A 12,177-nucleotide genomic window follows, 5' to 3' on the forward strand; every position below is an offset into this window, starting at 1 on the left:
TGCTGCGAGTGGCTTGATTACCTACTTTGAACATTTATTTCCATATGCATGGATCAAAATAATGTGATGGGATGCCAATATTGGCCTTCTTTAGCTAAAAATTTCGGCAACAGCCGATCGTGAAAACGCGCCGCGACTTTCTGACAATCACGCTTCGAAGCGCCGAAGTTTCCGGCCCCCCTTGCAGCCCTTCTGCACCGACACTAAGACTCAGGTAACGTTTCTTCGGGTATTGTCCCGATCCATCGCAAAACAGGCAGGTTCTCAATGTTCGATCCCGTTGATACTTATATGAATACACTCGTCCCCATGGTCGTCGAGCAGACCAGCCGGGGCGAACGGGCCTACGATATTTTCTCGCGTCTTTTGAAAGAGCGGATCATTTTCATCAATGGCCCGATCCACGACGGTATGAGCCATCTTGTCGTAGCTCAGTTGCTGCACCTTGAGGCCGAGAACCCGAACAAGGAAATCTCGATCTACATCAATTCTCCTGGCGGTGTGGTTACCAGCGGGTTGTCGATTTACGACACAATGCAGTACATCAAGCCGAAATGTTCGACGTTGGTGATCGGTCAAGCGGCCTCGATGGGGTCCGTTCTCTTGGCCGGTGGCGAGAAAGGGATGCGATTCTCGTTGCCCAACAGCCGTATCATGGTTCACCAGCCCAGCGGTGGATATCAGGGTCAGGCCAGTGACATCATGATTCACGCTGCCGAGACGCAAAAACTGAAGGATCGCCTGTATGACATATACGTTCGTCATACCGGACAGACCAAAAAGGCGGTTGAAAAAGCGCTGGATCGTGACAATTTCATGAGCCCGGAAGAAGCCAAAGAGTGGGGTCACATCGACGAAATCGTTGAAAACCGCGCGAAAATGGATGGCGAAGACGCCTAATCACAAAGCCCTGCGTGTTGGGCGCAGGGCGTATTTTGAGATTGTAGCCGCCCCGGTGGTGGCCTAAGCTGCATCAGACGACGGCAATCGCGGTCCACAAGGGCCGCAGGGACGAAGCCCGAAAGGTAGAACATGGCGACGAATTCAGGCGGTGACGGTAAAAACACGCTCTACTGTAGCTTCTGCGGTAAGAGCCAGCATGAGGTGCGTAAACTGATTGCCGGGCCGACCGTTTTCATCTGTGATGAGTGCGTCGAGCTGTGCATGGACATCATCCGCGAGGAAACCAAGGCCAGCGGTCTTAAGTCCTCGGACGGAGTGCCAACGCCCAAAGATATCTGCGAAGTGCTGGATGATTATGTGATCGGACAGGCAACCGCTAAACGGGTTCTGTCGGTTGCGGTCCACAATCACTACAAACGTCTGAACCACGCTCAGAAGGCGGGCAGCGATATTGAGCTTGCCAAGTCCAACATCCTGCTGATCGGGCCGACGGGCTGTGGTAAAACTTTGCTGGCGCAGACGCTGGCGCGCATTCTGGACGTTCCGTTTACAATGGCGGACGCCACTACTCTGACCGAAGCAGGTTACGTGGGTGAAGATGTCGAGAACATCATTCTGAAGCTGCTGCAAGCGAGTGAATATAACGTCGAGCGCGCGCAACGTGGCATCGTATACATCGATGAAGTCGACAAAATCACACGTAAGTCTGAGAACCCTTCGATCACCCGCGATGTGTCGGGTGAGGGTGTTCAGCAAGCCCTGCTGAAACTGATGGAAGGCACTGTGGCCAGCGTTCCTCCCCAGGGTGGTCGCAAGCATCCGCAGCAGGAATTCCTGCAAGTGGATACCACGAATATCCTGTTTATCTGCGGCGGTGCGTTTGCCGGCTTGGACAAGATTATCGCGCAGCGCGGTAAAGGTTCGGCTATGGGGTTTGGCGCTGACGTTCGGGACAATGACGACCGCGGTGTAGGAGAGATCTTTAAGGATCTGGAGCCAGAAGATCTGTTGAAATTTGGTTTGATTCCGGAATTCGTTGGCCGTCTGCCTGTATTGGCAACGCTTGAGGATCTGGACGAAGACGCTCTGGTTACCATCCTGACCAAGCCCAAGAACGCTCTGGTTAAACAATACCAGCGCCTGTTCGAGCTGGAAGACGCAGTACTGGCCTTTACCGACGATGCGCTGAAGGCGATTGCCAAGAAAGCCATCGAACGGAAAACGGGTGCGCGTGGATTGCGGTCGATCCTGGAGGACATCCTTCTGGATACGATGTTCGAACTGCCAGGCATGAAGAACGTAACCGAAGTTGTAGTCAACGAAGAGGCGGTGTCTTCCGACAAGCAGCCGTTGATCATTTACGCGGATGCGGCGGAATCAGCTTCGGCGGGTTAAGAGACCAAAGTTTTGAAACAAACGGCGCGGCATTTGCCGCGCCGTTTTTACATTGGGATTAGTATGACGATCAGACGTATTTCATCTGGCGGAGAATACGAAGCTAAGGTTGGTTATTGCCGCGCTGTTGTTGCGAATGGGTTTGTCTTTGTTGCGGGTACCTGCGCTCAGGGTGATAACATTCCCAATGATATCGTTGGCCAGTGTAAATCTGCTCTGGACGCGATCGAAAAAGCACTGGTTGAAGCCGGTTCAGATTTCGCCCATGTGGTCCGAGTAAACTATTACCTACCAGACATGGACGAGTTCGAGCTGTGCTGGCCCTTGCTGGTCAGAGCATTCGGCGCCAACCCACCTGCGGCGACGGTAACTGAGTGTAATTTGATAACCCCCGAAGACCGCATCGAAATCGAAGTGACCGCAGTTCTGCCAGAATAAGGGGTGCGGTCCTTGTGACACTGGACCTTGGCGTGCCTTTGGTCCATATCTGCGGGAACAGAAATGCCGGAGGCAGCCAATGGGAATCCTGAACAGTCTATTGCGGGCCGTAACTTGGTGGAACGGAGCCACCCTGAACACGCAGATATACACTGCGCGTAAAGGCGAGAAAGTTGGTGAAGACAACGAGGGCAACGTCTTCTACCGCAACGCTGATGACAGCAAGCGCTGGGTGATTTTCAATGGTGAGGCTGAGGCCAGCCGGATCGATCCCGACTGGCACGGTTGGTTGCATCGTACATGGGATGAGCCGCCAACAGACAAACCGCTGCAGCATAAATCGTGGGAAAAACCACATCAGGAAAACCTGACGGGCACCGCTATGGCTTATACGCCAGCTGGATCCTTGCGCCGACCGGATCCGGTCGAGCGCTCGGATTATGAAGCCTGGAGCCCGGAATAAACGAGGCAAGCAATGTCGAGTTACAATGTTACCGAAGTTCTCGTTGGCGGGGCCGTTTTGGCTTGTGCCGTGGCGTTTGGCGTCTACGCCAGCCAGTCGACAGGCCTATCACAAGGTGGGAACGGGTACGAGTTGGGCGCATCCTTCCGTTCGCTCGAAGGAGTAGGTGTCGGCACTGACGTGCGTTTGGCTGGTGTAAAGATCGGCACCGTCACAGGCGTGGATCTAAATCCGGATACTTACCGCGCGGATACGACCTTTACGATTTCGGATGGTATTCAGGTGCCTGACGATAGCGCCATCGTAATATCTTCCGAAGGTCTGTTGGGTGGTAACTTCGTCGAAGTTATGCCGGGTGGATCGCCGTTCTTTTTCGAGCCCGGTGATCAAGTCGAAGATACGCAGGGGGCGGTTAGCCTGATTTCATTGCTGGTTAAATTCGTTGCTGGGGACGGCAGCGAATGAAGCGCTTGGCCCTGATGGCAGCACTACTGACCGCCAGTGGCGTGGCCGCACAGCAAAAGGTCGAGTCCGGCCCAGGCGCCATGATCAGAGGGCTGGATAAGGTCAGCGGTCAAACAGTTGATATCGAAATGCGAAACGGTCAGACCGAAGTGATCTTTGGTCTGGATGTTGCGCTTGGTGACTGCCGTTACCCGGCCGACAACCCAACGGGTGACGCCTTTGCCTATCTGACAATCTGGGAAAAAGGCAAAACGGATCAACTGTTTGACGGGTGGATGATCGCAACTTCGCCGGCTTTGAACGCTTTGGATCACGCCCGCTATGACGTCTGGGTGATCCGCTGTATTACGCCTTCAGGCGACTGAGGAACATTCGCCGTAAAATCTGCGCTGGCCTCGATCGCTTCTGCAAGAGCTTGCCGGTATCGCGCGCGCGGTACCTCAATTGCGCCCAGGGATGCCAGGTGGGCAGTCAAAAACTGTGTGTCGAACAGTAGAAACCCGGTTTCGCGCAGGCGGTCCACTAAATACGCCAGCGCAATTTTCGAAGCATCGGTTCGCCGGGAGAACATACTTTCCCCAAAAAACGCAGCACCCAGAGCTACCCCGTAAACGCCGCCGACAAGCACCCCCTCATCCCAAATTTCCAAAGAGTGCGCATGTCCGGTGTGGTGTATCTGAAGGTATAGATTCCGCAGTTCAGCGTTGATCCAGGTTTCACTGCGATCTGCGCAGCCGTCTACAACCCCTTCAAAGTCGCGATTGATGGTTACGGAGAAACCGCATTTTCGAATCCGGCGCGCCAAGCTGCGGGATATATGAAAGCCATCAAGCGGTACGACGCCGCGAAACTTGGGGTCGACCCAGAATAGTTCTGGATCATTGCGGTGTTCCGCCATCGGGAAAATCCCGACAGAGTATCCGTGCAGTAAGAGTTCAGGTGTAAGGCTCATGCCGGGTAAGCGTTGACCAGAGGGTGCGAACCCTCTGGTCTGAAGGGCTTTTTATTCCATATTCTCCGCAAGCCAGTGCTCCAGCCAATGGATGTTATAGTCGCCGCTGTGCAGATCTGGTTCCTGTAACAGGGCGTGGAATAGCGGGACGGTGGTGTCGATACCGTCGACAATCAACTCTCCCAATGCGCGCTCAAGGCGCGCCAGAGCTTCGGCTCGGTCGCGACCCTGAACGATCAGCTTGGCAATCAGCGAGTCGTAGTAGGGCGGGATCGAGTAGCCATCATAAAGCGCCGAGTCCATCCGGACACCCAGACCACCTGGTGCGTGATACGCGGTGATCTTACCTGGGCAGGGCGAGAAGTTTGGCAGCTTTTCAGCATTAATCCGAACTTCGATGGCGTGACCGTTGATTTCCAGATCATCCTGACCGAACGACATAGGCTCGCCGGCTGCGACGAGGATTTGCTCGCGCACCAGATCGACGCCGAAGATGCCTTCGGTTACCGGGTGTTCCACCTGCAGACGGGTGTTCATCTCGATGAAGTAGAATTCACCGTTCTCATACAGGAATTCGATCGTGCCCGCGCCGATATAGTTGATCTTAGCCACGGCGTCGGCGCAGATCTTACCGATCCTGGCGCGTTCTTCAGGGGTGATGCAGGGGCCGGGAGCCTCTTCAAATACCTTCTGGTGACGGCGCTGCAACGAACAGTCACGTTCGCCAAGATGGACCGCCTTACCCTTACCGTCGCCAAAGACTTGAATCTCAATATGGCGCGGAGTGGTCAGATACTTCTCGATGTAGACTTCGTCATTGCCAAAAGCAGCTTTGCCTTCGGCGCGCGCAGTCATGAACGCGCTTTCCATCTCATCAGCGTTCATCGCGACTTTCATGCCGCGACCGCCGCCGCCAGCGGTGGCTTTGATGATAACAGGATAGCCGAACTCTTCACCGATGCGTTTGGCGTCTTCCAGCGTAGGAACGCCGCCGTCAGAACCGGGAACGCAAGGCACACCAAGCTCCTTCATCGTGTCCTTGGCGGTGATCTTGTCACCCATGACGCGGATATGTTCCGCGGTGGGGCCGATGAAGGTGATGCCGTGGTCTTCGACGATTTGCACGAACTCGGCATTCTCGGACAGGAAGCCATAGCCGGGGTGGATCGCCTGCGCGCCGGTGATTTCACAGGCCGAGATAATCGCGGGTACGGACAAATAGCTTTGCGGGCTGGGCGGGGGACCAATGCAGACCGATTCGTCCGCCATACGCACATGCATCGCGTCGCTGTCGGCGGTGGAGTGGACGGCAACCGTCTTAATCCCCATCTCGCGCGCGGCGCGGATGACGCGCAGGGCGATCTCGCCTCGGTTGGCAATCAGGATCTTATCGAACATGGGCCCGCCTTACTCGATGATGACCAGAGGGGTGCCGAATTCCACAGCGTCGCCGTCGCCGACCAGAATACGCTTGATGGTGCCCGATTTGGGCGCGTGGATGTGGTTCATGGTTTTCATCGCTTCGACGATCAGCAGCGTGTCGCCTTCGGACACCGATGCGCCGACCGAGATAAACGAAGGCGCGCCCGGTTCGGGCTGCATATAAACGGTACCAACCATGGGTGAGGTCACTGCGCCGGGATGGCTGGCTGGATCTTCGACGGCGGCTGGGGCTTCGGCGGCCGCGGGTGCTGCAGCGGCGGGGGCTGCGAAGGATGCGGCTGGTGCTGCGGCTGGAACGGCGACCTGAACCGGAGCGGCGGCTGCCTGTGTCATGCGGCTTACGCGTACATTCAGGCTGTCTTCTTCGCCATATTCACGTTTGACCTGCAGTTCAGTCAGGTCGTTTTCGCGTAGCAGTTCGGCCAGTGCCTTGATGAATGCCACATCCGCTTCGTGTTTGGTGTCTGTCATGAGTGTCCTCGACGGTTCCCCTATGGCCCGTCTGTTCTGTGCGGGCTTTGGTCTGATTACGCAGCGTTATAAGCCATGCGCCCTGTCATGAAAAGCGCAGTCTCAGCCTGTCAGATAGGGGTTTTACCCAAGTTTTCCGAGGGGGAAAGAGGCTAAAGCGGCATTCCGGAAAGTTTCGCTACCAATTCGGGTAGTTTGCGGGCTCCGAATTTCTCCAAAAGGCGCGCTCGGTAAGCTTCGATCGTGCGGTAGCTAAGGTCCAATTCTGCCCCGATTTCCTTGGCAGACAGACCACGACAGGAAAGGATCGCAACTTCGCGTTCGCGAACTGTAAGCTCGACCAATGGGCGTTCTTCAGAGATGTCTGAAAAGCTCCAGATGCCGTGGCGGAAGGGGTCGTCGGGGGTGAGCGAGCGCCCACGTGCTCGGCACCAGAACAGATCGCTATTCCGTCGCCGCATGACGCGTTCGTCTGTGTAGTAACCGGTGTCTCGCATCACCTGAAGGCTGCGTGCGCCGATCCGTTCCCAATCGGCAACGGACGGGTAGAGATGCAACAAAGGCATATTCCGGTAGTCCACAGCCTCACCACCAAAAGTGCGTGCGAACTGCAGGTTACAGCGCCGGATGATCCGGTTTTCCAATTCGACGAGACCGATTGGGGCATATTCAAAGGCGGGGTCGCTCATAGTTACATCGTGCCGCTTATTCGCGGAAATGAGAAGAGGCGTGCGTGATTTTTGGTTGGGCGGCTGCGGCCAGCAGTTGTTAACTTTGTAAAGTGACAATGAAAATACTGCGTTAACTACTAGAAATATATTGAGAGTCATGAAAACATCGTGGCTGCAGGCTGACACAAAGCGGTACCGGAAAGGGACGAAGGCATGCGCGACACGCTGACGGGTAGTCGTATTCGGGAAAGGCGACAGATCGCTGGTTTGCGTCAGGCTGAACTCGCGCGTCAGGTTGGAATTTCAGCGTCTTATTTGAACTTGATCGAGCATAACCGCCGCCGCATTGGTGGCAAATTGCTGGTCGATATCGCCTCGGCCCTTGTTGTCGAACCTTCGGTACTCACGCAGGGGATTGAGGCTTCGCTCATTTCAGCGCTGCGTGAGGCAGCAGCGGACGCGGTGGGCCAGAAAGCTGAGTTAGATGGGCTTGAAGAGTTCGCCGGCCGGTTTCCTGGATGGGCCGGTGTTCTGGCGCAGATGCACCGTCGTGTGGTGTCTCTGGAACGTACGGTCGAAACCTTGTCTGATCGTTTGACCCACGATCCGCATCTCGCCGCCTCGGTTCACGAGGTACTGTCAACGGCCGCAGCGATTCGATCTACAGCTGGTATTCTTGCGGATACACAGGAAATCGAACCCGAATGGCAGGACCGTTTTCACCGCAACCTGCATCAGGACGCCGAGCGTTTGGCAGACAGTTCGAAATCGCTGGTGGCCTATCTGGACGAAAGTGATTCTGCCGATGACCGCAGAGGGGTTCCTCTTGAGGATGTTGAGGCATTTTTTGGCGCCAAGGAGCATCATTTTCCTGCAATTGAAAATGGTGCAGAGGCCGAGGACATTGACCTTTCTGAATTGGATTCAGAAGCCGCCAGAACACTCGCCCGGAACTTTCTGAAAATCTACGCCTCAGATGCCAAGGCCATGCCCTTGGAAAAAGTGAAGTGTGCGCTGAACGAAGCTGATCCGGACCCATTGCACTTGGCAGCGCAGTTTTCAGTAGATGTTGCGACCGTGTTAAGGCGATTGGCGGCGTTGCCAGAGGAGTACTTAGAGCAGCCGACTGGATTGGTGGTTTGCGATGCATCCGGCAGCGTTCTGTTCAACAAGGCTGTGCCTGGGTTTGCTATGCCACGTTTTGGCGAGGCCTGTCCTTTGTGGCCGGTTTTCCAAGCGCTGAACAGGCCGTTGGTGCCGATCCGAAAGCGCGTCGTGCAACTGGGGAGGACGGCAGCGGTATTCGACTGTTACGCATATGCCTGGCCGCAATTCGTTCCGGGTTACGATGAGGGGCCGGTTTATCGCTCTGCTATGCTGTTGCGACTGGTGGAGGGGGAAATGCAGGATGAGCAAGGCGTCTCAAGGGTAGGGCCCAGTTGCCGCGTTTGCCCCAACACAAGTTGTGAAGCGCGCCGTGAGCCTTCGATTCTGCGCGAAGGTTTTTGACAGTTTCCCGGCTGTGCGCGTAAGCTGGCATCGACGGGTCGACCAGTATATGGCCTGTCACGGGGAGGACAGGTAAGTATGAGCCGCAGGGTTCTGTTGATTGAGGATGAGCCAAACATCGCTGAGGCCATTCGTTTTCTGCTGACACGCGAAGGTTGGCAAGTGGAGACACATGCTGAGGGATCGGACGCGCTGCAGGTTATTCAGGGCGCCAGCCCTGATCTCGTCATTTTGGATGTCATGTTGCCGGGTAAAAGCGGCATGGAGATTCTGCGCGACTTGCGAAAGCTGGAGGATATGCAGGCTTTGCCCGTCCTGATGCTGACGGCGCGTGGTCAGTCTCGTGATCGGGAGATGGCCGAGAACGCTGGTGTCAGTCGCTTTATGACCAAGCCGTTCTCGAATGCGGAAATGCTGACAGCCGTGCGTGATCTCCATGCACAGGCAACGCGGTCATGACCAAGGGCGAAGAGCGTCGGCGGGCCGGTGCTCGGCCTTCATTGTTTCTCGAGCGACAGACTTATCGCAGGCGCCGATTGACCGACGCCGCTCGCTTGTTACCTATTTTAGGGGCCGCTTTGATCGCAATTCCATTGCTGTGGCCCCGCGGACAAACTGAATACGAGGCCGTTTCGTTGTCGTCCGCTATGTTTTACATCTTTTCTTGTTGGGTGATCTTGATCGTTGCCAGCCTCCTGTTTGGCTTGGCCGCCAGACGCATGGCGGCGGGCGATGACTCCGAACCCGAGTCGGACCGATGGCAACCCTGAACGTTCTGATCCTTGTATGCTTGGGCTATGTGGTGCTGTTGTTCGGCGTTGCGTTTGCAGCCGATCGCATGGCCGCCGCCGGCAAGGGCGCATGGTTGCGGTCCCCTCTGATCTACACGCTTTCTCTTTCCATATACTGCACAGCCTGGACGTTTTATGGAGCTGTAGGGAACGCCGCGCGATCAGGGCTGGAATTTGTGACCATCTATCTGGGTCCGACACTGGTTATGATCTGCTGGTGGTGGGGATTGAGAAAACTGGTCCGGGTCGGGCGCAGTCAGCGCGTAACGTCGATCGCCGACCTGATTTCATCGCGGTATGGCAAGTCAAATACTCTGGCGATTGGGGTGACAATTCTGGCCGTCTTGGGTGGGACGCCGTACATCGCGCTTCAGCTACAATCAATTACACTGTCCTTTTCCATTTTTGCCGAGGCTGACCCGACCGGCCTCTATCGTGAAGGATCATCGGTCTTCTGGGTCGCAGTGGGGCTTGCAGTTTTTGCTATTTTGTTTGGTACGCGGAACCTGGATGCAAACGAGCGCCACCACGGTGTCGTGACCGCCATCGCTGTGGAGTCGGTGGTAAAATTGTTCGCTTTGCTTGCAGTTGGGATCTTTGTCGTCTGGGGCGTCGCCGGAGGCCTTGGCCCGATGATGGATCGAATAGATGCGTCAGAAATCGGGCACTGGAATGTGGATGCTGGCCGTTGGACGACCTTTATCTTCCTGTCCGCTGCGGCGTTTGTGTGCCTGCCGCGGATGTTTCAGGTCATGGTGGTCGAGAACGCTGATGAAGGTCATTTGCGGACAGCGGCTTGGGCCTTCCCACTGTACCTGCTTTTGATGAGCCTTTTCGTGGTGCCAATCGCCGTCGTCGGCTTGGATCTTTTACCGGAGGGATCGAACCCCGACCTTTTCGTCCTGACAGTCCCATTGTCTCAGGGCAACGATTGGCTGGCGATGTTGTCCTTTATTGGCGGGTTTTCTTCAGCCACTTCCATGGTCATCGTCACGGCGATGGCGCTGTCCACAATGGTGTCAAACCATGTAGTCATGCCGATCTGGCTGAACACTCAAGAAGGAACCGCGTCGGTCACCGGTGATGTGAGGAATGTCGTCCTGATCTCCCGCAGGGTGTCCATCGCGGTTATTATGACGCTTGGGTACTACTATTACCGCTTGTCCGGCGGTGGAGCAGCTTTGGCATCGATCGGCCTTATTGCTTTTGCTGGGATTTCCCAAATTCTGCCGGCTTTGGTTGGCGGCCTGTTCTGGCGAGGGGCCACTCGCACGGGTGCGTTGGTGGGGCTGACCGTTGGGTTTTGTCTTTGGATTTATACGCTGATTTTACCGGGTATTGGTGGGTCTGCTATGTCCGAGACGGTGATGCAGAACGGCCCGTTTGGTCTGGGTTGGCTTCGCCCTCAGGCTTTGTTCGGGATTGAGGGAATGGACCCAATGGTCCACACGGTCATGTGGTCCCTGTCCTTGAACACAATCGCTTTCTGTGTTGCCTCACTGCTGAGTTTCCCCAGCCCGTTGGAACGTCTGCAAGGGGCGCAATTTGTCAATGTCTTCGACCATTCGGTGGCATTGCGTGGCTGGACCGGATCTGTTGCACAAAGCGAAGATCTGATGATCATGACACAACGGATACTGGGAGCTGCGCCGGCGCAGGAGTTTTTTCAGGCCGAGGCGGAACTTCAAGGTGGCCGATCAGGTCTGCCCGAACCCACACCGGCTTTTCTGGAGCGCCTTGAGCGCGAATTGAGTGGTTCCGTCGGTGCAGCGACTGCTCATGCGATGATTGGACAGATCGTTGGAGGGTCGTCCGTTTCGGTAGAAGATCTTTTGGCTGTGGCCGACGAATCCGCGCAATTGCTGGAGTACTCGAGCCAGCTTGAGATCAAGTCTGCAGAATTGTCCCGCACCGCTCGACAACTGCGAGAGGCGAACACCAAGTTGACTCAAATGTCGGAGCAGAAGGACAGCTTTCTCAGTCAGGTCAGCCACGAACTGCGTACGCCGATGACCTCAATCCGAGCGTTTTCCGAGATCATGCGCGATACCGAAGGGCTGAGCGACGAGGAGCAGACCCGTTACGCGGCTATTATTCATGATGAGGCTCTGCGCCTGACGCGGCTTTTGGACGACCTTTTGGACCTGAGTGTTCTGGAAAGTGGTCGGGTGAACCTCAATGTCGGGGATGATGTCCTACGTTCGGTTCTAGATCGTGCGGTGTCCAGTGCGCTTGCGGGATCGAACCGAAAGCTAAGCGTCCGCCGGTCAAAAGCGGCGGAACGCATTGCTCTCCACACCGATTTAGACCGTTTGGGGCAGGTATTCATTAACCTGATCTCCAATGCACAGAAGTACTGTGACGCCGAAGAGCCAGTATTGACCATTTCGGCGCATGATGTCGGTGGACAGGTCGTTATTGATTTCGCCGACAATGGGAGTGGTATCCCACCCGAAGCCCGCTCGATCGTGTTCGAGAAATTCGCTCGTGTCGGCGTGGATAAGGCTGGAGGTGCAGGGCTGGGGCTGGCGATCTGCCGCGAAATTATGCAGAGATTGGGCGGTGATATCAGCTATTTGCCGGGGCAGGGCGGAGCAGCGTTTCGAGTGAGACTGCCGTTGGCCTATCAGCAGGCTGCTCAGTGACGCGATCGTAAAGACAATCGTAACTTGTGCT

General features: G+C 55.8%; 14 protein-coding genes. 10 read left to right on the forward strand and 4 right to left on the reverse strand.

Features of this window, described 5'->3' with window-relative positions; all coding sequences use genetic code 11:
* The first annotated feature begins 267 nt into the window (after window positions 1-267).
* The 6 genes from ACR0EO_RS13920 (at window position 268) to ACR0EO_RS13945 (ending at window position 4,029) form a co-directional block, all read left to right on the forward strand.
* On the forward strand, window positions 268-900 hold the full coding sequence (locus ACR0EO_RS13920) for an ATP-dependent Clp protease proteolytic subunit (RefSeq protein ID WP_480690884.1): 633 nt from the start codon (window positions 268-270) through the stop codon (window positions 898-900).
* A 132-nt stretch (window positions 901-1,032) separates the two neighbouring features.
* On the forward strand, window positions 1,033-2,298 hold the full coding sequence (gene clpX / locus ACR0EO_RS13925; protein WP_480690886.1) for an ATP-dependent Clp protease ATP-binding subunit ClpX: 1,266 nt from the start codon (window positions 1,033-1,035) through the stop codon (window positions 2,296-2,298).
* A gap of 63 nt (window positions 2,299-2,361) precedes the next feature.
* The gene (locus tag ACR0EO_RS13930) at window positions 2,362-2,736 is read left to right on the forward strand and encodes a Rid family hydrolase (RefSeq protein WP_480690887.1); all 375 of its coding nucleotides are present in this window, start codon (window positions 2,362-2,364) and stop codon (window positions 2,734-2,736) included.
* Window positions 2,737-2,815: 79 nt separating this feature from the next.
* Entirely contained in the window at window positions 2,816-3,199 is a 384-nt protein-coding gene (locus tag ACR0EO_RS13935) for an NADH:ubiquinone oxidoreductase subunit NDUFA12 (protein WP_480690889.1), read from the forward strand.
* Window positions 3,200-3,211: 12 nt separating this feature from the next.
* On the forward strand, window positions 3,212-3,664 hold the full coding sequence (mlaD, locus tag ACR0EO_RS13940; protein WP_480690891.1) for an outer membrane lipid asymmetry maintenance protein MlaD: 453 nt from the start codon (window positions 3,212-3,214) through the stop codon (window positions 3,662-3,664).
* Entirely contained in the window at window positions 3,661-4,029 is a 369-nt protein-coding gene (locus ACR0EO_RS13945; RefSeq protein WP_480690893.1) for a DUF2155 domain-containing protein, read from the forward strand. Before mlaD ends, ACR0EO_RS13945 begins: the two co-directional genes overlap by 4 nt.
* Here ACR0EO_RS13945 and aat read toward each other — a convergent pair.
* The 4 genes from aat to ACR0EO_RS13965 form a co-directional block, all read right to left on the reverse strand.
* The gene (gene aat, locus ACR0EO_RS13950; RefSeq protein ID WP_480690895.1) at window positions 3,984-4,616 is read right to left on the reverse strand and encodes a leucyl/phenylalanyl-tRNA--protein transferase; all 633 of its coding nucleotides are present in this window, start codon (window positions 4,614-4,616) and stop codon (window positions 3,984-3,986) included. The two genes, ACR0EO_RS13945 and aat, sit on opposite strands and share 46 nt — an antisense overlap.
* Window positions 4,617-4,667: 51 nt before the next feature.
* Window positions 4,668-6,014, reverse strand: a complete 1,347-nt coding sequence (accC, locus tag ACR0EO_RS13955; protein ID WP_480690896.1) for an acetyl-CoA carboxylase biotin carboxylase subunit — start codon at window positions 6,012-6,014, stop codon at window positions 4,668-4,670.
* 9 nt (window positions 6,015-6,023) lie between these two features.
* Entirely contained in the window at window positions 6,024-6,530 is a 507-nt protein-coding gene (accB, locus tag ACR0EO_RS13960; protein ID WP_480690898.1) for an acetyl-CoA carboxylase biotin carboxyl carrier protein, read from the reverse strand.
* A gap of 152 nt (window positions 6,531-6,682) precedes the next feature.
* Window positions 6,683-7,219, reverse strand: coding sequence for a LuxR C-terminal-related transcriptional regulator (locus ACR0EO_RS13965; RefSeq protein WP_480690901.1), 537 nt, complete (start codon window positions 7,217-7,219; stop codon window positions 6,683-6,685).
* Window positions 7,220-7,414: 195 nt separating this feature from the next.
* On the opposite strand from ACR0EO_RS13965, the gene ACR0EO_RS13970 reads away from it, so the two are divergent.
* From ACR0EO_RS13970 to ACR0EO_RS13985, 4 genes are all read left to right on the forward strand, one after another.
* Window positions 7,415-8,710, forward strand: coding sequence for a helix-turn-helix domain-containing protein (locus ACR0EO_RS13970; protein ID WP_480690903.1), 1,296 nt, complete (start codon window positions 7,415-7,417; stop codon window positions 8,708-8,710).
* A gap of 78 nt (window positions 8,711-8,788) precedes the next feature.
* Entirely contained in the window at window positions 8,789-9,169 is a 381-nt protein-coding gene (locus ACR0EO_RS13975) for a response regulator transcription factor (protein WP_480690905.1), read from the forward strand.
* Complete coding sequence (locus tag ACR0EO_RS13980; protein WP_480690907.1) at window positions 9,166-9,480, forward strand: hypothetical protein; 315 nt, start codon at window positions 9,166-9,168, stop codon at window positions 9,478-9,480. Before ACR0EO_RS13975 ends, ACR0EO_RS13980 begins: the two co-directional genes overlap by 4 nt.
* On the forward strand, window positions 9,468-12,146 hold the full coding sequence (locus ACR0EO_RS13985; RefSeq protein ID WP_480690909.1) for an ATP-binding protein: 2,679 nt from the start codon (window positions 9,468-9,470) through the stop codon (window positions 12,144-12,146). Before ACR0EO_RS13980 ends, ACR0EO_RS13985 begins: the two co-directional genes overlap by 13 nt.
* Window positions 12,147-12,177: the final 31 nt, after the last annotated feature.

This window comes from Ruegeria sp. BE9, assembly GCF_056538765.1.

Coding starts and splice junctions, on each gene's coding strand:
- ACR0EO_RS13920 (WP_480690884.1), top strand. CDS start 268: ATGTTCGATCCCGTTGATACTTATATGAATACACTCGTCCCCATGGTC.
- clpX (WP_480690886.1), top strand. CDS start 1,033: ATGGCGACGAATTCAGGCGGTGACGGTAAAAACACGCTCTACTGTAGC.
- ACR0EO_RS13930 (WP_480690887.1), top strand. CDS start 2,362: ATGACGATCAGACGTATTTCATCTGGCGGAGAATACGAAGCTAAGGTT.
- ACR0EO_RS13935 (WP_480690889.1), top strand. CDS start 2,816: ATGGGAATCCTGAACAGTCTATTGCGGGCCGTAACTTGGTGGAACGGA.
- mlaD (WP_480690891.1), top strand. CDS start 3,212: ATGTCGAGTTACAATGTTACCGAAGTTCTCGTTGGCGGGGCCGTTTTG.
- ACR0EO_RS13945 (WP_480690893.1), top strand. CDS start 3,661: ATGAAGCGCTTGGCCCTGATGGCAGCACTACTGACCGCCAGTGGCGTG.
- aat (WP_480690895.1), bottom strand. CDS start 4,616: ATGAGCCTTACACCTGAACTCTTACTGCACGGATACTCTGTCGGGATT.
- accC (WP_480690896.1), bottom strand. CDS start 6,014: ATGTTCGATAAGATCCTGATTGCCAACCGAGGCGAGATCGCCCTGCGC.
- accB (WP_480690898.1), bottom strand. CDS start 6,530: ATGACAGACACCAAACACGAAGCGGATGTGGCATTCATCAAGGCACTG.
- ACR0EO_RS13965 (WP_480690901.1), bottom strand. CDS start 7,219: ATGAGCGACCCCGCCTTTGAATATGCCCCAATCGGTCTCGTCGAATTG.
- ACR0EO_RS13970 (WP_480690903.1), top strand. CDS start 7,415: ATGCGCGACACGCTGACGGGTAGTCGTATTCGGGAAAGGCGACAGATC.
- ACR0EO_RS13975 (WP_480690905.1), top strand. CDS start 8,789: ATGAGCCGCAGGGTTCTGTTGATTGAGGATGAGCCAAACATCGCTGAG.
- ACR0EO_RS13980 (WP_480690907.1), top strand. CDS start 9,166: ATGACCAAGGGCGAAGAGCGTCGGCGGGCCGGTGCTCGGCCTTCATTG.
- ACR0EO_RS13985 (WP_480690909.1), top strand. CDS start 9,468: ATGGCAACCCTGAACGTTCTGATCCTTGTATGCTTGGGCTATGTGGTG.